The sequence below is a fragment of the Klebsiella sp. JB_Kp042 genome, from assembly GCF_040065275.1.
Taxonomy (GTDB): domain Bacteria; phylum Pseudomonadota; class Gammaproteobacteria; order Enterobacterales; family Enterobacteriaceae; genus Klebsiella; species Klebsiella quasipneumoniae.
Window position 1 is genome coordinate 17,450 of sequence record NZ_JBEAJL010000093.1, and the last position, 19,188, is coordinate 36,637.

Below are 19,188 nucleotides of genomic sequence, written 5' to 3' on the forward strand. Positions count from 1 at the left end.
CCGGGGGCTCTCTGCGCGTTCATGCACCACTGGAAGATCCAAATGTCTTCCAGCACACATCGCCTGAAAGACTAGTCAGGATGATGGTGATGATGGTGGTGTTTAAATTGAACGCGGTTCATAAAAATTCTCTGTGAATGACTATGCATTTGATGTCCTTTAACCTAAACCACTTTCGCCGCAGAAAGCAAGGGCTTTTTTCTATCATTAATTCATTTCACATTGAGCGAAGAAATTGTCAGTTGCCGCTGGCTGGCGTAGCCTGTAATCAGCACAGCGAAAGAGTCAGGAGCCTGGGATGAAAAAGGTCGCGATAGTCGGTTTGGGATGGCTGGGGATGCCGCTGGCGCTGTCGTTGACGGCGCGAGGCTGGCAGGTCACCGGCAGTAAAACCACGCAGGATGGCGTGGAGGCGGCGCGGATGTGCGGGATCGACAGCTATCCGCTGCGCCTGGAGCCGCAGCTGGTCTGTGATACCGAGGACCTCGACGCGCTGATGAACGTCGATGCGCTGGTGATCACGCTGCCGGCCCGGCGGACCGGGGCGGGGGAAGGGTTTTATCTGCAGGCGGTGCAAGAGATCGTCGATACCGCGCTGGCGTACCATATTCCGCGGATCGTCTTCACCAGCTCCACCTCGGTGTATGGCAACGTCAACGGTACGGTGAAAGAGAACTCCCCGCGCCTGCCGCAAACCGCCAGCGGGCAGGTGCTCAAGGAGCTGGAGGACTGGCTGCACAATCTGCCGGGGACCTCGGTGGATATTCTGCGCCTGGCCGGGCTGGTGGGGCCGTCCCGCCATCCGGGGCGTTTTTTCGCCGGCAAGTCGGCGCCGGATGGCCAGCACGTGGTCAACCTGGTGCATTTGCAGGATGTGGTGGCCGCTATCGAACTGCTGCTGCAGGCTCCGAAGGGCGGGCACATCTATAATCTATGTGCGCCCCGCCATCCGGCGCGCGGCCTCTTTTATCCGCAGATGGCCCGCGAGCTGGGGCTGCCGCCGCCGGTCTTCAGCGACAGCCCGGACGGCGGCCAGGGCAAGATTGTGGATGGCAATCGTATCTGCAATGAGCTGGGGTTTGAGTACCAGTACCCCGATCCGCTGGTGATGCCGATGGAGTGATCCGCCAGCGGTGATTCGCATACCGTAAGGGGGTAGCGATGAAACCACTGCTGGATGTCCTCGTGATCCTCGACGCGCTGGAAAAAGAGGGGAGCTTTGCCGCGGCGTCGGCAAAGCTCTTTAAAACGCCCTCGGCGCTGAGCTACACCATTCACCGGCTGGAAAGCGATCTCAATATTCAACTGCTCGACCGCAGCGGCCACCGCGCGCGCTTTACCCCCACCGGACAGATGCTGCTGGAGAAAGGGCGGGAAGTGTTGCACATCGCCCGTGAACTGGAGATCCGGGCGGTTAAGCTGCAGCAGGGGTGGGAACATACCCTACGCCTGGCGGTGGACAGCACCTTTCCCGTGGCGCAACTCTCGTCGTTGATCGCCGCCTTTTATCAACAGCAGCCGCTCACCCGGCTGCGCTTTACGCTGACCCCCTCGCTGCTGGACTGGCGGCCCTTGACGGAAGGGCAGGCCGATCTCCTGCTGGGGGCGCTCGGCGAGCCGCCGCGGCTGAGCGGCTATGATTATCTTCCGCTTGGCGAGCTGGAGCTGCTGCTGGTGGTCTCCCCGCAGCATCCTCTGGCGGCGCGCCGCGCCCCGTTGAGCTGGCGAACCCTGCGGCGTTACCGCGCGGTGGCCACCGGCGAGGGTGGGGCGCTGCTCGCCGATCAGGAGACCCTGACGGTGTGTGACGCCGCGCAGCAGCTGGCGCTGCTGCGCATGGGGCTGGGGTGGGGCTGCCTGCCGCGTTATCAGGTGCAGGGGCTGCTGGAGAGCGGCGAGCTGGTCAGCCTGGTCGTGCGCGGGCTGTCGCCTCGTCAGCGCGCGTGGATCGCCTGGAATGACGCCGCCTGCGGTTTGGCCGGGAAATGGTGGCGCGAATCGCTATTAGCAAATAGTGCTATTTTTACAATTTATCATACAGAAATCGTATAGATATTAGCATGTTAAAAATTATGCTCACGCAATGAACTTCATAACATCTTGTCAACGCCGTTGATATTGTTGCAAAATATGCGGCCTGAAAACCAGAGACTAGCCGACGCTTTTTTTAAAGTGTCGGTTATTTTTTTGGTCGAAAGACACATCATTCAATACCAAGAGGCCGGGCTTCGTACCGGATAGATATTTACTAAAAACCGACAGTCGTTGTCGCTGAGGAATAGAAAGAAATGGGGCAATTTTTTGCTTACGCGCTGGCGTTCACCGTAAAAGGGGATAACTATGTCGCATAACGCTACTCCAAATACCTCTCGCGTGGAATTACGTAAAACACTTACGCTAGTTCCGGTTGTAATGATGGGCCTGGCCTATATGCAGCCGATGACGCTGTTCGATACGTTTGGTATCGTCTCTGGTATGACCGACGGTCACGTGCCGACGGCCTACGCCTTTGCGTTAATCGCTATCCTGTTTACTGCCCTGAGCTATGGCAAGCTGGTACGTCGTTACCCGTCCGCCGGCTCGGCGTATACCTATGCGCAGAAATCCATCAGCCCGACCGTTGGCTTTATGGTGGGTTGGTCCTCGCTGCTCGACTACCTGTTCGCGCCGATGATCAACATTCTGCTGGCGAAAATCTATTTTGAAGCGCTGGTGCCTTCGATTCCGTCGTGGGTGTTTGTTATCGCGCTGGTCGCCTTTATGACCGCCTTTAACCTGCGCAGCATTAAATCCGTGGCCAACTTCAACACCGTGATCGTGGTGCTGCAGGTGGTGCTGATTGCCGTTATCCTCGGCATGGTGATTTATGGCGTGTTTGGCGGCGAAGGCGCCGGTACGCTGGCCAGCAGCCGTCCGTTCTGGTCCGGTGACGCGCACGTGATCCCGATGATTACCGGGGCGACAATCCTGTGCTTCTCGTTTACCGGCTTCGACGGCATCAGCAACCTGTCTGAAGAGACCAAAGATGCAGAGCGCGTCATTCCGCGCGCGATCTTCCTGACCGCGCTGATCGGCGGCCTGATCTTCATCTTTGCCACCTACTTCCTGCAGCTGTACTTCCCGGATATCTCGCGCTTTAAAGATCCGGATGCGTCACAGCCGGAAATTATGCTCTACGTGGCAGGTAAAGCCTTCCAGGTTGGCGCGCTGATCTTCTCCACCATTACCGTACTGGCGTCCGGTATGGCGGCGCACGCTGGCGTGGCGCGTCTGATGTACGTGATGGGCCGTGACGGCGTGTTCCCGAAAAGCTTCTTCGGCTATGTGCACCCGACCTGGCGCACCCCGGCGATGAACATCATCCTGGTCGGCGCTATCGCCCTGCTGGCGATTAACTTCGACCTGGTGATGGCGACGGCGCTGATTAACTTTGGTGCGCTGGTGGCGTTTACCTTCGTTAACCTGTCGGTGATTTCGCAGTTCTGGATCCGTGAGAAACGCAACAAGACGCTGAAAGACCACTTCCAGTATCTGTTCCTGCCGATGTGCGGCGCCCTGACCGTCGGCGCGCTGTGGGTCAACCTGGAAGAGAGCTCGATGATTCTGGGCCTGATCTGGGCCGGTATCGGTCTGGTCTATCTGGCCTGCGTGACCAAAAGCTTCCGCAACCCGGTGCCGCAGTACGAAGACGTGGCGTAAGGCGTAGCGTGATGTGAATGAGAAAAGCCGGAGGGAAACCTCCGGCTTTTTTTTCGTTTGGCCCGGTGCGATACCTTTTGCCCGGCGGCGCTGCGCTTGCGCGGGCCTACGGTGATGGTTAACCTTCTGAAATTTAATGGTTATGTAGGCCGGGTAAGCGAAGCGCCACCCGGCAACATATTGGGCACGGAGCCTGATGTATTGCCCGGCGGCGGTGGGGACCGTTATCGGTTTACCACGTTCTCAGACTCCGTAGGCCGGGTCAGGCGCAGCCGCCACCCGGCAATATGTTGGCCACGGAAACGATGGCCGGACAGTTCCGTCTCCCTTGGGGAGAGGGCCAGGGTGAGGGGACGCAACGCCGTGTGGTCATTTATGTTATCTGTGGCTTCAGCGCACATTGCGCTCCCGGTTAGCTTTCTGCGTTATGTCTCACACCGCACAGGGAGCGCACAGGGGGCGGCCAGTCGCCGCCGCCCCCTGTACCCCCGGGCTCCGGCCAGCAAAATCGCCGCTACGCGGTCCCTTCGACTTATCCCTGCAGGCTTCGGGTCGGGCCGAGGCAGCGTCCGTGCAAAACACGGCCCTCAGCCCGCATCCATGCGGGCTGCCCCGGCCTTCCGGGAACGTCTCAGCGATTTTGAGGCCGCCAGCACCGGCAGTTTCAGCAAGGCTGATGAAAAAATTAACGACAGGTCGCACGAACTCCAGGCCGGGTAAGGCGCAGCCGCCATCCGGCACACAAGCGGCACTGCGCCCGCTGTCCTTGCCCGGCGGCGCGGCGCTTGCCGGGTCTGGGGTGTTGAGCAGCCTTCTGATAGGTAAATGACTTTGTAGGCCGGGTAAGCGAAGCGCCACCCGGTACACAAGCGGCTCCACGCCTGCTGTCCTTGCCCGGCGGCGCTTGCCGGGTCTGGGGTGTTGAGTAGCCTTCTGATAGGTAAATGGCGTTGTAGGCCGGGTAAGGCGTAGCCGCCACCCGGCACACAAGCGGCACCGCGCCCGCTGTCCTTGCCCGGCGGCGCGGCGCTTGCCGGACCTGGGGTGTTGAGTAACCTTCTGATAGGTAAATGGCGTTGTAGGCCGGGTAAGCGAAGCGCCACCCGGCACAGAAGCGGCACCGCGCCCGCTGTCCTTGCCCGGCGGCGGCGCTTGCCAGGCGTAGGGTGTTGAGTAACCTTCTGATAGGTAGATGGTTTTGTAGGCCGGGTAAGCGAAGCGCCACCCGGCAGAAATCCGCGTAAAGCGGTTAAACAGGGGCATTTTTGGGGCAGCCGCAGGGGCACCTGCGGGGTGTTTATTGCGGCGGCGGTTCGAAGCAGAGGCTACGCTCCAGGCATTCGTCGCAGCTCGGCGAGCGGCAGACGATTTCCCCCTGCGACTGCAGGCAGCGCTGGCGATAAAAGAACTTCTTCCAGCGCATATGATGGACGTTCTGCGCCACCAGCTGCGGAAAGCAGTCGCTCATCAGCCGGCCCAGTTCCGCCCGCGAATCCAGACCCAGATCCTCCCATAGATGATTAAACGCCAGCGCCACCCCGGCGACGATCGGCGCCATCGGTTCGGCTCCCGGCGCGATCCACTCCGCCAGCCATCGCGCCAGCTGGCGGCGCTCTTCGTCGCGGGTGGCATTCAGCTCCGTCATCAGCCGGCGGCGGCTCAGCGCCTCGCTGTCCAGCGGCGTCGCCACCTCGCCCAGCCGCTGCTGCAGGGCCAGCCACGCCTCGACGCTGAGCCCCATGCGCAGCGGAAAGCAGCCTTTTCCGGCGTGATACCGTCGCCACAGGCGGGTCAACCAGTCGACCGGCGCCATCAGGCGACCCCCTGACGCAGGCGCGATGCCGCCAGGCTCTGTCGCCGCCGCTGCCACCAGGCGGGCAGCACCTCGGCGACCGACCGCCACGCGCCGTCCACCTGCGGCTCAATGCCCTGTCGCTCGAGCTGTTGCCATGGCGTATGGCCGATACGCACGCAGAACACCGCTTTCACGTCGGCGAGCAGCGCGAGAAGCGCCGCCAGTCTGGCTTCGTTCTCCTGCGGCCCGCACTCCTCCGCGCCGCGGCAATATTTTGGCGTAAAGCGCTCGCTCACCAGCACCATGCCGGCGGCAGACAGGCTGTAGATCGAGAAGCGGTCGGCATGGCCAAAATGACAATCAATCACCTCGCCGCGGCTGGAGGCCACGGCCACCAGGCAGGCATCATCGGCCTCCGACTCTCCCCGGGTGGCGAGGCTGGCATGAAGTTCGGCGCGCTGATGGAGGATGGGCAGCCAGTCGGGGAGGCTGTCCGGGTCCGGCAGCTGGGTAAACTGCTGGCTGCGGTCTTCGCCCAGCATGCCGATGGCGTCGGCGCGGCACTGGTGGCAATGCGTCATCTGCGGCATCGCGGCCCCGCACTGGCTGCGGATCGCGGCGAGCATCCCGGCGTCCGGCTCTGGCTGGCCGTTGAGGCCAAAGACCGTGCCGTGCTCCGGTCTGGCAATCAGCGGCATAATATTGTGAATAAACGCGCCGCTTTCCCGCAAACAACGGCTGACCTCGGCCATGCCGCTGTCGTTGATCCCCGGGATCAGCACCGAGTTTATCTTGACCAGTACCCCGGCGTTGGTCAGCCTGCGGACCCCCTCCAGCTGGCGGGCTATCAGGATCTCCCCGGCTTCCCGCCCGCGGTAGCGTTCGCCGTCGAGCCACAGCCAGGCGTAGATTTGCCCGGCGATGCCGGCATCCAGCGTATTGATGGTCACCGTAACGTGATCCACACCGACCTCCAGCAGGCGATCCACCGCGTCGGGCAGCATCAGCCCGTTGGTCGACAGGCATAATTTCAGGTCCGGAAGCTGATCGCGGACCAGCTCCAGGGTGCGGAAGGTGCGGGTCATATTGGCCAGCGGATCGCCGGGCCCGGCAATGCCGACCACCGACAGCTGCGGGATGGCCTGGGCCACCTGGCGCACTTTCAGCACCGCCTGCTCGGGGGTCAGCAGTGTCGAAGACACCCCGGGGCGGGATTCATTGCTGCAGTCGAATTTACGGTTGCAGTAGTTGCACTGCAGATTGCAGGCCGGAGCGACCGGGAGATGCATCCGGGCGAAACGGTGGTGCCCGCTGCGGGAGTAGCAGGGGTGCGCGGCGACCTTATCGGCCACCCGCGGCGCTAACGCGCTGGCGTCCGCCGACTGACAGGCGTTGCCGCCGGAAAAAGAAGAGCAGGAAGTCATGGTCGTACCTTCTTGGTTGGGCGATACCTTCCTGCTGCAAAGGGCATACCAGAGAGGGATTTTTTATCATGCTGAAAAGAAAGGTGTTATTCCGCATCCCTGCGGCAAAATATTGTCGCGTTCCCGCCGCGCAGGCGACAATGTCCTGAACCTGACACCGTGGCTTACAGACGCGGCAGGGTGATATCCATGATCTGGATCCGGTAGGCGACCTGGCGCGGCGTCATCCCCAGCAGCCGCGCCGCCTTGGCCTGCACCCAGCCGGCTTTTTCCAGCGCGGCGATCAGCCGCTGGCGTTCGTCCAGGCTGTTGTCCAGCCAGCTGTCTTCCGCCGGCCCGCTGGCGGGCAGGGCTTTGGCCGGACGTTCCTGGTGGGTGAAGAGGATCACGTCGCGATCGATCAGGCCGCTCTCGGACATCACCGCCGATCGTTCGAGGCAGTTCTCCAGTTCGCGAACATTGCCCGGCCAGCTGTACTCCATCAACAGACGGATCGCCCCCTCGCTGATCCGCAGCGTGCGCCCTTGATGCTGGCCAATTTTGCGCACCAGAAAGTGCGCCAGCTCGGCGATGTCCTCCTGACGCTCGCGCAGCGGAGGCAGGGCGATGGGCATCACGTTCAGGCGATAGTAAAGATCCTCGCGGAAGTGGCCCAACCGGACCTCCTCCTCCAGGTGGCGGTTGGTGGCGGCGATGATGCGGACATTCACCCGCAGGGTCTCATCGCCGCCGACCCGCTCCATCTCTCCCTCCTGCAGGATGCGCAGCAGCTTAGCCTGGAACGAGGCGCTGCTTTCGCCAATCTCGTCGAGGAACAGGGTGCCGCCATCCGCCAGCTCAAAACGCCCCTTACGCTGGCGCACCGCCCCGGTAAAGGCGCCTTTTTCATGGCCGAACAGTTCGCTTTCCAGCAGGTTGTCCGGCAGCGCCGCGCAGTTAAATTTGACGAAGGCGGCGCCAGCCCGCGGGGAATGGTGGTGGATGGCATTGGCGATCAGCTCTTTCCCGGTGCCGCTTTCGCCGCGTACCAGCACAGTGGTGTCCCAGCGCGAAACCTGGCGGATCACCTCCACGATCTGGCGCATCGCCGGGCTCTTGCCGACCATATTGTCAAGGCCCACCCCGCGCGACGACGAGCAGGCCGGCGGCCGTTCCACCTTCGGCGGCTGGCGGCCCGGCAGGGTGGCGGAGGCCGGGAGGATCATCAGCCGGATGGTCTGGGCGATGAGGTTGGCGACGGTTTCGAGAAAGCGGGTGCAGGCCGGCAGCCGCTCTTCCTGGCGCGCCATCGGCTGGGCCGCCAGCACGCCCATGGGCCGGGCGTTGGGCCCCATTAGCGGCACGGCGATAAACGGCAGATCGTAATCGTAGAGGCTCAGGCGGTCGAGAAAACGCTGATCGTCGGCGACCCGGGGCAGCACCAGCGATTGCCCCTGGGCCAGCACCGTCCCCACCAGCCCCTCGCCGGGACGATAGCGGATCTGCGCGCTGCCGGGGAGAGTCTGCTGCTCGGTTTGCTGCAGCGCTTCGATACTGAGGATTTCCTGCTCGCTGTCGTACAGACAGATCATCCCGTGCTGCATAAAGGCATCGTTGTGCAATACGCTGAGCACCTCCTGCAGCGTTTTGCTGGCCTCGGTGGCGCGGCTCAGCACCACGCTTATCCGCTGCATGGCGGTGAACTGCTGAGAGAGATCGAAGCGTCTGACGGTGGTGTCCGGGTCGGATTCGGGGATCATGCTTCACCTCCGGTCAGAGTGTTAAACAGCGGGAAACGCAGGGTCAGGCAGGTGCCGCCCTGCGGCCGGGAAGCCAGCTCGATGGCCCCGCGATGGTGCGCCACCAGGGTCTGGATCAGCCGCAGCTCCATGCCTTTGCCCGGCGAGTTCAGCGCGTCGGGGGAGTGGGCGTAGCGCACCTGCAGCAGCGGCACGTTGTCGGTCAGGTACAGCGCCAGCCAGCCGTCGTTTTCCTCGGCATAGAGCTGCATCGCCAGCGGGACGGAAGGCAGCTCGGCGGCGAGGGCCAGGGTGCGGTCGAACCACAGGCTTAAGCACGCCAGCAGCTGAGTGCGCTGGCCAAAGCCGATCAGATGCGGCGAGGCCATGTCCAGCTGCAGCCCCTCGGCATCGAAGCGGGTGCGGTAGAGGGCGCACAGATCGTCGAAAAAGGGCTGCAGCGGCCAGACGGCGGGGTTTTCGAGATCCAGCGACGGGCGACAGCGCTGGAGCCGGGCCATCGCCTCTTCCCCTTCGCGCCAGGCGGCCTCCAGCGCCACGTTGCCGCTGCTCTCGCCGTTCAGCCGACGGGCCGCCGCCAGCATGTTAATCGGGCAGTTCAGCTGGATCAGCGCGGCGTCCAGCGACTCGCGGATCGCCGCCAGCAGCTTGCCGGCGGTCATTTGCTGCTTCAGCCGGTCGAGGCGGCCCTGCTCCTGCTGCTGGCGCTGCTGGGTACAGTCGGCGATCACCACCAGGGTTCGCGCCAGGGCGCTGTCGATAAAGTAGCGGCTGGCCTCTTCGCTGACGCCGGGCAGCGGCCAGCAGGTCACCGACAGCCAGCGCGCGGCCCCGCGGATCGCCACCGGCAGGATCTGCTCCACGCCTGGCGTCATCCGGCCTGGGGAGACCTGCAGCTCGGTGAGCAGCTCCCGGCCGCCGCAGTCGGCGCAGAAGGTTTTATAGGCAAGGTTGTCCATCACCACCCGATCCTGCTCGTCCACTACCACCACGGCGGCGGGAATATTATTCAGCACCGCCTCCATCAGGGTCATATGGTTGCGCAGCCGCTGCTCCAGGGTATAGCTGACGCTGATATCCCGCTGCATCGCCAGATAATGCTCCAGTTCCCCTTGCGGACTGAGCACCGGAGTGATGTCAATCTCCACCAGGTACAGGCCGCCGTCCCGCCGCTGGTTAATCAGCTGGCCGCGCCACGGCTGACGCTGGAGCAGGGTATGCCACATCTCCTGATAGATCTCGCGCGGCGTCTGGCTGCTGGCCAGCAGGCGCGGGTTCTGATTTAACAATTGCGCCAGCGAATAGCCGGTCTGGCGGCAAAACGCCGGGTTGGCGTAGATGATCCTGGCGCTGGCGTCGGTGAGGGAAATCGCCACTGAGGCCTGTTCCACCATGGTAAAAAACAGCCCCGGATGTTGTTGAGTCAGCGCGCCGGCGATGGCTTCCGGCGCGGCGTTATCGAGCATCATATTCAGGGTCATCGCAAACTCCTGTGTCGCAGTTATGACAAATTGTCCGACACCCTGCGCGGATCGCGGCGGGCTGAGCCGAACCCGGATAACCATGCAAACGGTGCGCCCTTATCGAAACGACCGAACGAAACATTGATCCGACAGGGGGAAAATCCGCTGATTTTTACCTTTCGGCCCGCCGGGGGCGCCTTGCGCGGGCGCTGCGGCGGCGGGAAGCGATCCTGATGGGGCAGGGATGGGCCGTCACGGTGCAGGGCAACCTGGCACAGCCTTCGCAATACCCCTGCGGTAATCCCTATTTCCGACACCATTCCGACAGGAGCGTACTATGGCGAACATTGGCATTTTCTTTGGCACCGATACCGGTAAAACCCGCAAGATCGCGAAACTGATCCACAAGCAGCTGGGGGAGGCCGCCGCCGCCCCGGTCAATATTAACCGCGCCACGCTGGCGGACCTGCTGGCCTACCCGGCCCTGCTGCTGGGCACGCCGACGCTGGGCGACGGCCAGCTGCCGGGCCTTGAGGCCGGGGGCGAGAGCGAGTCGTGGGCCGAGTTTATCCGCAACCTCGGCGACGTCAGCCTGCAGGGAAAAACGGTGGCGCTGTTTGGCCTCGGCGATCAGCGCGGCTATCCCGATAACTTCGCCAGCGGGCTGCGGCCGCTGTACGACGCCCTGCGCGCTCGCGGGGCGACGATGATCGGCAGCTGGCCGAACGAGGGGTATGAGTTCAGCGCCTCATCGGCGCTGGAGGGGGAGCGGTTTGTCGGGCTGGTGCTGGACCAGGATAACCAGTTCGACGAGACCGAAACGCGTCTGGCGACCTGGCTTGAGGAGATCAAACCGCACTTGCTGTAGACGCTGGCGGGTGGCCTGTCGGCTACCCGCACAGCCCCGGCTGGCGCGCTAACATCTCAGCCAGCCACTGGCGCTGGTGGCGGCGCTGGCTCTGTTGATTAAGGTAATCGCGGGCGCTTTCCAGCGCCTGTTCAGGCGTCATCGGCGCGGCGGGGCGGATGGCTTCGCACCATACCAGGTGCCAGCCCAGCTCGCTGGCCACCGGCGCGCTCAGCGCATTTTCCGTCAGCGCAAACAGGGCCTCCTCCAGCTGCGGATAGAGCAACCCCCGCCCGATCCACCCCAGTCGCCCGCCGTCCAGCGCGCTCGGGCAGTGGGAGTGTCGCTGGGCCAGCGGCGCAAACGCCTCGCGGGAGGCCGCGATTTGCCCATGAAGCGCGTGGATGCGCGAGTAAACCGCCTGCTCATCGCCATCGACGGTGAGCAGCAGATGGCGGGTCAACCGCTGTTCCGGGCGCATAAACTGCGCCTGATGCCGCAGATACCACGCCTGCACCGCGGCGGGATCCGGCAGCGGCGCCTGGCTGGCAATCCCGGCGAAGGCGGTTTCCAGCCGGGCATGGTGCAGGACGATCGCCGCCCGCTCCGGCGGCGTAAATCCGCCCTCATCCAGCCAGAGGCGCAGCGAAGCGGCGAGGCCTTCCCGTAGCGCGGCGGGGATCGCCTCCGCCGCGACCTCGGCGACCAGCGCCTGCTCCACGCGGGCCTGACGCTGCCAGGCCGCCTCGAAGGCCTCCCGGTCCGCCGCGGCGATGGCCGCCGGTTCGCAGTTCCAGCGGCTCTGCGCCAGCCGCCGCCGGCCAAATCGTTGCCATGGCTGCATTATTCTTCCTCCTCTGCCAGGGCCAGCGCGGTCACCGGAACCTGGAACCAGCGGCCGCCGAAGTCGACGATATAGCCGTCCCCGCGCTCGCCCCGATCGGTGGCCTCAATACGCCCCTGCTGACCGACGTTGACCACCACTTCGCCCTGCAACGTCAGCGCCGTCTGGCAGGTGACGTTATCGCCATACTGCAGATTCCCCGCCAGCCAGGGACGATCGCCGGCAATCAGCTCCTGTTCGCGGCAGCCGACGATCCGGTCGCTCTCCGGGAAGTGGACCTGGTAGATGACCTGGTCCTGCAAGAATACCCCCCAGTCGCGGACATAGCCGATGCTGCCCCGGCGCACCAGCAGGGCGCCGGACGGCAGGCCCGCATAGGTGCCATCGTTACGGATGGCGCGCACGACGCGGACCGCTTCGCTAAAGGTAAATGTGGGTCTCATGGCGTGTTCTCCTCGAACTGCTGCTGATAACTCTCCGCCAGCAGCCGGCGCGCCAGCAGCCAGTGGGCGCGCGGGTTCTCCTCCAGCTGGTTGAGCAGGGGCACTTCCGCCCGCAGCTTGCGGTGAAAGGCGGCCAGCACCGGCAGGCTGCAATGGGCCAGACGCTCGGGCTGGTAGGGAACGGCGAAAAACTGAAAGAAGGCGTCGGCGGAGCGCAGGTCGTCTACGCCGGGGATCTGATAAAACCACTCCATGCTTACCCCCTGGCCTGCAGCGTTTCGGCGCCGCAGAGCGCGTGATAGATTGCCGCCAGCTCTTCATCCCGCGGGCTGCGTTTGCCGGTTTCCGCAAAGTGGCGGAGCGCCGGCAGCAGCTGGTCAATTTGCGCTGACGTCAGGTGATAGCCCATCCGGTCGAAGACGCCGTTAACCGCCTGGCGACCGGAGTGTTTGCCCAGCACCAGCCGATAGCCGCGGCCCAGCAGGGCGGGGTCGATCGCCTGATAGCTCTCGCTGTCGCGCAGCAGCGCCGCGACGTGCACGCCGGACTCATGGGTAAAAACCAGCTCGCCCACCAGCGGCTGCTGGGGATCGACAGGGCGGCGGGTGGCGAGGGCCACCTGTTCGCACAGCGCCGGCAGGGCGGTGAAACGCACCCCAGTCTCGACGCCCAGGCAGCGCTCCAGCCCAAGCGCCACCGTTTCCAGCGCCGCGTTGCCCGCCCGTTCGCCCAGGCCCAGCACGGTGGTGTTCACGCTGGTGGCCCCGGCGCGTACCGCCGCGAGGGTGTTGGCGGTGGCCAGCCCGAGATCGTTATGGGCGTGCATCTCGAGTTCGCCGGGCCAGACGTTACGCAGGGCGGCGATCTGCGCCGCGGTGGTAAACGGGTCGAGGATACCGACGGTGTCGGCATAGCGCAGACGGGCAGCCCCCGCCTCGCCGGCCTGCCGGGCAATATCCCGTAGCGTCGCGTCGCTGGCCCGCGAGGCGTCCTCACAGCCAATGCAGACCTTCAGGCCAAGGGTATGGGCGAGGTGGATCAGACCCGTCAGCCGCTCCAGCAGCAGCGGTAAGCTCTCGCGCAGTTTGTACTGCCGCAGCTTGTCGGAGGCGGGGATGGATATATCCACCCAGTCCATGCCCAGCTCGGCGCTCAGGCGAATTTCGCCGGCCTGCATCCGGCACCAGGTCATCAGCGTGGCGCCCGGGAGCTGACGGCGCACCAGCCGGATACGGGCGCACTCCTCCTCGCCCATCGCCGGGGTGCCGACCTCCAGCGCCTCGATCCCCGCCGCGTACAGCGCCTCGGCGATGGCGATTTTTTCGCTGGCCTGGAAGGCCACGCCGGGACTCTGTTCGCCATCGCGCAGGGTGGTGTCATTGATCAGTACGCGTCCCATTGTCGTCTCTCCGTCTTAACCGAAGACCGGCGCGAAGGCGCCATCCTGCAGGAGCGGCTGGCCGTTTCGCCAGTAGGGCGACAGGGCGCGCAGCCGGTCGATAACAGGAGGCAGGGCGGCGATGACATAGTCGATCTCTTTTTCCCGGGTGTAGCGCGAGAGGGAGAAGCGAACGGTGCCGTGGGCCGCGGTGTAAGGGATATTCATCGCCCGCATGACGTGTGACGGCTCCAGCGAGCCGGAGGTGCAGGCGCTGCCGCTGGAGGCGGCGATCCCGGCCTGATTCATCAGCAGCAGGATCGCCTCGCCTTCAATGCACTCGAAGGCCAGATTAAGCGTGCCGGGCACCCGCGGCTGGCTGCCGCCCATCACCGTTACCGCCGGAATGGCGCTCAGGAGATGATGTTCAAGGCGATCGCGCAGCTGGCTGATCTGCGCCATGCCCGGGAGGTGAACCTGCGCCAGCTCGCTGGCGGCGCCCATGCCGACAATGCCGCTGATATTTTCCGTCCCGGCCCGCCGGCCATGCGCCTGGTGGCCGCCGCGCAGCAGCGGGCGAAAACGCGTTCCCCGCCGCAGCCAGAGGCAGCCCACCCCTTTGGGGCCGTGGAATTTATGCGCCGAGCAGGAGAGCATATCGATCCGCGTCTGGCTGAGCGCCATCGGGATTTTGCCCACCACCTGCACGGCGTCGCAGTGAAACAGCGCGCCCTGCTCATGGGCCAGCTCCGCCAGCTCGGGCACCGGGAACATGACGCCGGTTTCGTTATTGGCCCACATGATGCTGACCAGCGCCACGCGTGGGCTAAGCGCCGCCCGAAACTGCGCCATATCCAGAGCGCCCTGCCGATCCACGGCGATACGGTGGATCAGGTATCCCTGGCGCTCCAGCTGTTCGCACACCGCCAGGGTGGCGGGATGTTCGACCGCGCTGGTGATGATCTCGCGCCGCTCCGGCATCAGGGCCACCGCTGAGGCGATGGCGGTGGTCGTGGCCTCGGTGGCGCAGGAGGTAAAAATGATCTCGCTGGGGTAGTCGGCCCCGAGCAGAGCGGCCACCTGCTGGTGCGCCCGTTCAAGGGCGGCCTGCGCCGGCAGACCAAAATCGTGAATCGACGAGGGATTGCCGTAAAAGTCGGTCAAAAAGGGCATCATCGCGTCGAGAACCATCGGGTCGAGACGGGTGGTGGCGTTGTTATCGAGATAAACAGGTTTCATTGTGTCCCCCTGGGGTTAGTTAACCGCGGCCGGGGCCGCCACCACGTCCATGTAACTTCCGGTGCGCTCCATCAGCTTTTGCTGCAGCCAGGCGAGGGTCATGTCGGTCATCATGCAGCCGCTGCAGCTGCCGGAGAGGCTGACGGTGACCTGGCGCGGGGTGACGCTCACCAGCGTCATGTCGCCGCCGTCGGCCTGAATGTGCGGGCGCAGCTCGTTGATGGTATCGACCACGCTTTGCCACTGCGCATCGTGGGCCGTCTCCGCCGGCAGGGGGGCGGGCGGCTGTTGGGCGAGGATCGCCGCCAGCGCCAGCTCAATTTTTTCATGGCAGGCGGTACAGCCCCCGCCGGCCTTGGTGTAGTTGATCACCTCCTCGAGGGTGGTCAGGCCGTTGTTCACCACGGCCCGGCGAATATGTCCTTCGTCGACGCCGAAGCATTTACAGATCAGCTTGCCCTCCTCATGCTCCTCCTCAAGGCTTTCGCCGCGAAAATGGGCGATAGCCGCACGCAGCGCCTCCTGGCCCATCACCGAGCAGTGCATTTTCTCCGGCGGCAGGCCGTCGAGGTAGTCGGCGATCTGCTGGTTGGTGATCTGCCCGGCTTCGGTCAGGGTGTGGCCGATAATCAGCTCCGTCAGCGCGGAAGAGGAGGCGATGGCGCTGCCGCAGCCGAAGGTCTGGAAGCCGGCCTCCTCGATGATCTCGGTGTGCGGATCAACCCGCAGCATCAGGCGCAGCGCATCGCCGCAGCTTAATGAACCCACATCGCCCACCGCGTTGGCGTTGTCGACCACGCGCGCGTTGCGGGGATGAAAAAAATGGTCTTTCACTTTCTCGGAGTAGTTCCACATGCTGTCAGCTCCAGGGATGATGACGAAAACGCCGGGGCGCGGTGCACCGTAGACTGGCGGTGGTACTGTTCCCCAAGCAATTGCGGTACCAACGCATAAAAACCTTATTTGTTAATGACCTGGCGGGTTAACCGCCCCCGACAGAGCCGACACTGTTGTGGCGTTTTGTGGGCTTTGTCACATAAACGACAGGCTCAGGGCTGCGGGTCGGGCTCCTCCCGCCACGTCTGCTCTTCCAGCAGGCGGTTAAAGCGCTGCGGATCGCGTTGCCGCGCGCTGCGGCGCTGCGCTTTTTCATGCCAGGAGAGCTGGATCTCCTGCAGTAAGCCGAGGATGGTGGTCTGGTCGGGAACCCGTTCGGCGCGGACGCCCACCTGCAGCAGCTGGCGAAAAACCGCCTCGCCAATCGCCACGCAGAACAGGGTGACGCAATCCTCCAGGGCGTGGATGCGCTCGGCAATTTTCTCGGTCTGATGGCCGCTGACGACCGGGAATTCCACCACCCGCAGCAGGGTGACCCGATCCGCCTTGACGCCGTAGACCACCAGCCGCGGCGTGGCGCCAAAATGCTGATCGACATGACGGTAATCGGAGCTGGCGAAGGCGACTTTCATCGACCACTCGTCGGCGTCGACCATCTCAAACTGACGGTTAATGGGCGGCATAATCGTCTCCTGGAGCTTGCTGGGGGTCGGCGCCCTGGCGAAGCGGCGATCGGTAGAGGGCGGTGTGGTGATGGCGGTCGCGCAGTAGATTGGCCAGTTCAAACAGCGTGTCGCGCATGCCGGCGTACCCCTGGCGAACCCGGCGAAACTCGCCGAGCCGATCGAAAAGGGGAAAGCCGACGCGGATCAGCGGCAGGGCAAACTGCTCCGCCAGATCGCGGGCGTGAGAGTTAGCCACCAGCAGATCGGCGGGTTGGTGGCTCAGCAGCTGCTGGAGATCCTCCAGATCCCCCGGCACCACCCGCTCGACCGGCAGCTGGCGCAGGCTGGGGTGGCTGGTGGGGGCGACCAGCGGGCCGGGCTGTATCCCCTGGCTGCGGGCGAAATCACACCAGGCCGCCAGCAGGTCGCCCTCCGCGGCCATCGCCATGCGCTGGCCCTGCAGCCACATATGGCAGTCGATCATCGCGTCCTGCAGCTGGCCGCGCTGGCGCTCAATCCAGGCCGGTACGCGGCGCCCGGACAGCTTCGCCAGCTGATGGATAAAGGTATCGCAGTGGTCGAGGGTCATCAGGTGCGGCAGGGCGATCACCTCTCCGCGGCTGCGCTGGCTCAGGAGCGATGCCGCCCGCTGCAGCGACACGCCGATGGCGAAGCTGCCCAGACTCTGGCCCATCTGCGCAATCTGGCGCAGCGAGGCGCCGCCCTGGGTCAGGGGCGTAAAATCCCCCTGACCCAGGTGGCCATCCATCGACAGGGAGAGGTCCGGCAGGACCACCGGCTGCAGGCCAAAGGCCTCCACGCAGCGGCTCAGCCATTCGATATCCCCTGGCGAACAGAGGTGGCTGACCAGCAGGTTGACCCGCCGGGGCCGCTGCCCCGGACGCGGCGTCGGCGCCACCCACTGCTCGATGATGCTCTCGATCACCGCGCTGTAGCCGTTTTCCATGGAGCCAAAAAAATCCGGGGTGTTGACGGTGAGGATCGCCACGCCGTTATGGCGGGGATGCGCCTCGCGAAACTGGCGTACCACCCGGGCGATATCGCTGCCCTGCGCCTCCGCCAGTCCGGTGCTGAGCAGCACAATGGCCTGCGGACTGTGGCGCTGGCAGAGGGTGTCGAGCGCGGTGAAGATATTGCCGTCGGCGCCCATGATCGTGGCGGTCGGATCCATGGCCGTCGACTGCAGGGGCACCGGGTCATGAAAATGCTGAATAAAGAAAACTTTGGCGAAGGCGCTGCAGCCCTGGGCGCCATGGACCAGCGGGATGGCCTGGGCCAGCCCAAGGCTGGCGAGGATCGCCCCGAGCGGTTGCCCGGTTTTAATCGGGCTCACCGCCAGCGGTTTTTCGCTACGGATAAGGTCTGCCATGGTGTTCTCCTAGCGCCACGGGGCGCGGGCATGCGTTTGCGGCCAGACGGGGCTGGCGAGGGTCAGACAGAGCTGGCGGGCGAGGGTGATGATGCCCTGGTAGCCAGCGTAGGCGTGCTCCCGCTCCTGATTGATATCGAGGAACGGCAGCCGGGCTTTCCAGGCGGTGTACATATTGCGTCCGCCGGCGATCATCAGATCCGCCTGATAGCGGTACACCACGTCGAGCAGGGTGCGGGCGTTGCCCTCCTCAAGCATCACCGCCTCGTCGCCCATCAGCTCCCGGATCCGCTGTTTGTCCTCCTCGGTGGATTTCCGCGTGCCGGTGGCCACCACGGTCATGCCGAGATCCTGCAGGGCCGAGACCACCGACCAGGATTTCACGCCGCCGGTATAGAGCAGCACTTTGCGCCCGCGGAGCTGCTCGCGCCACGGCGCTAGCGCCTGCTCCGCTGCTCGCTCCTCGCGGGCGATCAGTGCCTCGGTGCGGCGGCACAGGTCGTCATCCCCCAGCAGCGCCGCCAGCTGGCGCAAGGCGTCGGAGGTGGCGCGGATCCCGTAGAAGCTGCCTTCAAACCACGGCGTGCCGTAGCGTAGCTCCAGCCCCCGGGCGACGTTGATCAGCGCTCGCGAGCACACCAGCATATTGGCCTGCGCCCGGTGCAGGGTCTGGATCTCGGCAAAGCGGCCGTCGCCGGAGAGGCTGCCGAGGACGCGGATCCCCAGCTCGTCGAGCAGCGGCTGGACCTGCCAGAACTCGCCGGCGATATTGAATTCGCCAATCAGGCCGATATCGTGGCGCTGAGCCGGGGCAAAGGGCGTGTTGTCCGGCCATGGGGCGGGTTCGCGCTGGCCAATCACCTGCCTGAGCATCACGTCGCCCGCCATCCGGTTGCCAAGATTTTTGCTGCCGTAGAAGCCGGCGGCGTCAATGGCGATGACCGGGACGCCGGTGGCGGTCTGCGCGGCCTGGCACACCGCCTCAATGTCATCGCCTTCCATCGCCGGTACGCAGGTGTTGTAGATAAAGACCGCCGCCGGGCGATAGCGGTCGACGATGTGACGGACGGCATGGAACAGGCGGCGTTCGCCGCGGCCCATAATCACATCCTGTTCGTTGAGATCGGTGGTAAAGCCGAGCCGGTTGAGGGCCGGGCCGGCGCTGACGCTGCCGCGGTTATCCCACGAGCTTCCCGCGCAGCCGATAGGGCCGTGCACCAGGTGCGCGACATCGGCGATGGGCAGGAGCGTTATCTGCGCGCCGTCGAAGGCGCAGCCGCCGGCGGTGGCGCCGGGCTTAGGGGCGCTGCAGCCGGATTTTTGCTTCTGGTTGTGCTCGCAGGCGGGTTCGTCCAGCAGCGCCAGAATTTCCTTTCCCTTCATAGTGACCTCGTTGACGGTGGGAGACCGGGGAGGTGATGCAAT

18 protein-coding genes and 1 other annotated feature (1 of these 19 running past the window's edge) are annotated in these 19,188 nt (G+C 64.4%); of the genes, 4 read left to right on the forward strand and 14 right to left on the reverse strand.

What is annotated here, in order from left to right:
* Positions 1 to 96: a sequence feature (His leader region), on the reverse strand (it extends 27 nt beyond the left edge of the window).
* Entirely contained in the window at positions 72 to 122 is a 51-nt protein-coding gene (gene hisL / locus ABLV54_RS17640; protein ID WP_004899375.1) for a his operon leader peptide, read from the reverse strand. Its footprint overlaps the feature before it by 25 nt.
* Before the next feature lie 176 nt (positions 123 to 298).
* Between hisL and ABLV54_RS17645 the strand changes: the two genes are divergently transcribed.
* The 3 genes from ABLV54_RS17645 (at position 299) to plaP (ending at position 3,699) form a co-directional block, all read left to right on the forward strand.
* Positions 299 to 1,123: an SDR family oxidoreductase gene (locus tag ABLV54_RS17645; protein ID WP_004152513.1), complete on the forward strand. Its 825-nt coding sequence runs from the start codon at positions 299 to 301 to the stop codon at positions 1,121 to 1,123.
* Between the two features lie 38 nt (positions 1,124 to 1,161).
* On the forward strand, positions 1,162 to 2,052 hold the full coding sequence (locus ABLV54_RS17650) for a LysR substrate-binding domain-containing protein (RefSeq protein ID WP_248860767.1): 891 nt from the start codon (positions 1,162 to 1,164) through the stop codon (positions 2,050 to 2,052).
* 288 nt (positions 2,053 to 2,340) lie between these two features.
* Positions 2,341 to 3,699 (forward strand): putrescine/proton symporter PlaP, encoded by a 1,359-nt coding sequence (gene plaP / locus ABLV54_RS17655; RefSeq protein ID WP_004203583.1) that lies wholly within the window; start codon positions 2,341 to 2,343, stop codon positions 3,697 to 3,699.
* A 1,297-nt stretch (positions 3,700 to 4,996) separates the two neighbouring features.
* Here the strand turns inward: plaP and ABLV54_RS17660 are convergent.
* From ABLV54_RS17660 to nifL, 4 genes are all read right to left on the reverse strand, one after another.
* Positions 4,997 to 5,512 (reverse strand): nitrogen fixation protein NifQ, encoded by a 516-nt coding sequence (locus ABLV54_RS17660; protein WP_248860768.1) that lies wholly within the window; start codon positions 5,510 to 5,512, stop codon positions 4,997 to 4,999.
* A complete protein-coding gene (gene nifB, locus ABLV54_RS17665; RefSeq protein ID WP_248860769.1) occupies positions 5,512 to 6,918 on the reverse strand; it encodes a nitrogenase cofactor biosynthesis protein NifB in 1,407 nt (468 codons plus the stop codon). The genes ABLV54_RS17660 and nifB overlap by 1 nt, the downstream gene beginning before the upstream one ends.
* A gap of 164 nt (positions 6,919 to 7,082) precedes the next feature.
* Positions 7,083 to 8,657, reverse strand: a complete 1,575-nt coding sequence (gene nifA / locus ABLV54_RS17670; protein WP_004203574.1) for a nif-specific transcriptional activator NifA — start codon at positions 8,655 to 8,657, stop codon at positions 7,083 to 7,085.
* A complete protein-coding gene (gene nifL / locus ABLV54_RS17675) occupies positions 8,654 to 10,138 on the reverse strand; it encodes a nitrogen fixation negative regulator NifL (protein ID WP_193125616.1) in 1,485 nt (494 codons plus the stop codon). The genes nifA and nifL overlap by 4 nt, the downstream gene beginning before the upstream one ends.
* 319 nt (positions 10,139 to 10,457) lie before the next feature.
* Between nifL and ABLV54_RS17680 the strand changes: the two genes are divergently transcribed.
* The gene (locus ABLV54_RS17680; protein WP_023290349.1) at positions 10,458 to 10,988 is read left to right on the forward strand and encodes a flavodoxin; all 531 of its coding nucleotides are present in this window, start codon (positions 10,458 to 10,460) and stop codon (positions 10,986 to 10,988) included.
* A 22-nt stretch (positions 10,989 to 11,010) separates the two neighbouring features.
* On the opposite strand, the gene nifM is transcribed toward ABLV54_RS17680, so the two are convergent.
* From nifM to nifE, 9 genes are all read right to left on the reverse strand, one after another.
* Positions 11,011 to 11,811, reverse strand: coding sequence for a nitrogen fixation protein NifM (gene nifM / locus ABLV54_RS17685; protein ID WP_286129641.1), 801 nt, complete (start codon positions 11,809 to 11,811; stop codon positions 11,011 to 11,013).
* Positions 11,811 to 12,254, reverse strand: coding sequence for a nitrogen fixation protein NifZ (locus ABLV54_RS17690; protein ID WP_023290347.1), 444 nt, complete (start codon positions 12,252 to 12,254; stop codon positions 11,811 to 11,813). The genes nifM and ABLV54_RS17690 overlap by 1 nt, the downstream gene beginning before the upstream one ends.
* On the reverse strand, positions 12,251 to 12,508 hold the full coding sequence (locus ABLV54_RS17695) for a nitrogenase-stabilizing/protective protein NifW (RefSeq protein ID WP_023290346.1): 258 nt from the start codon (positions 12,506 to 12,508) through the stop codon (positions 12,251 to 12,253). Before ABLV54_RS17695 ends, ABLV54_RS17690 begins: the two co-directional genes overlap by 4 nt.
* A 2-nt stretch (positions 12,509 to 12,510) precedes the next feature.
* A complete protein-coding gene (gene nifV / locus ABLV54_RS17700) occupies positions 12,511 to 13,653 on the reverse strand; it encodes a homocitrate synthase (RefSeq protein WP_065812882.1) in 1,143 nt (380 codons plus the stop codon).
* A gap of 15 nt (positions 13,654 to 13,668) precedes the next feature.
* Entirely contained in the window at positions 13,669 to 14,871 is a 1,203-nt protein-coding gene (gene nifS, locus ABLV54_RS17705; RefSeq protein ID WP_044524059.1) for a cysteine desulfurase NifS, read from the reverse strand.
* A 15-nt stretch (positions 14,872 to 14,886) separates the two neighbouring features.
* Positions 14,887 to 15,726: a Fe-S cluster assembly protein NifU gene (gene nifU, locus ABLV54_RS17710; RefSeq protein WP_032454927.1), complete on the reverse strand. Its 840-nt coding sequence runs from the start codon at positions 15,724 to 15,726 to the stop codon at positions 14,887 to 14,889.
* A gap of 194 nt (positions 15,727 to 15,920) precedes the next feature.
* Positions 15,921 to 16,391: a NifB/NifX family molybdenum-iron cluster-binding protein gene (locus ABLV54_RS17715; protein WP_248860771.1), complete on the reverse strand. Its 471-nt coding sequence runs from the start codon at positions 16,389 to 16,391 to the stop codon at positions 15,921 to 15,923.
* Positions 16,378 to 17,763: a nitrogenase iron-molybdenum cofactor biosynthesis protein NifN gene (gene nifN / locus ABLV54_RS17720; RefSeq protein ID WP_248860772.1), complete on the reverse strand. Its 1,386-nt coding sequence runs from the start codon at positions 17,761 to 17,763 to the stop codon at positions 16,378 to 16,380. Before nifN ends, ABLV54_RS17715 begins: the two co-directional genes overlap by 14 nt.
* Positions 17,764 to 17,772: 9 nt before the next feature.
* Positions 17,773 to 19,146 carry a nitrogenase iron-molybdenum cofactor biosynthesis protein NifE gene (gene nifE / locus ABLV54_RS17725; RefSeq protein ID WP_032454924.1) on the reverse strand — a complete coding sequence of 458 codons (1,374 nt, stop codon included), beginning with the start codon at positions 19,144 to 19,146 and terminating at the stop codon, positions 17,773 to 17,775.
* Positions 19,147 to 19,188: the final 42 nt, after the last annotated feature.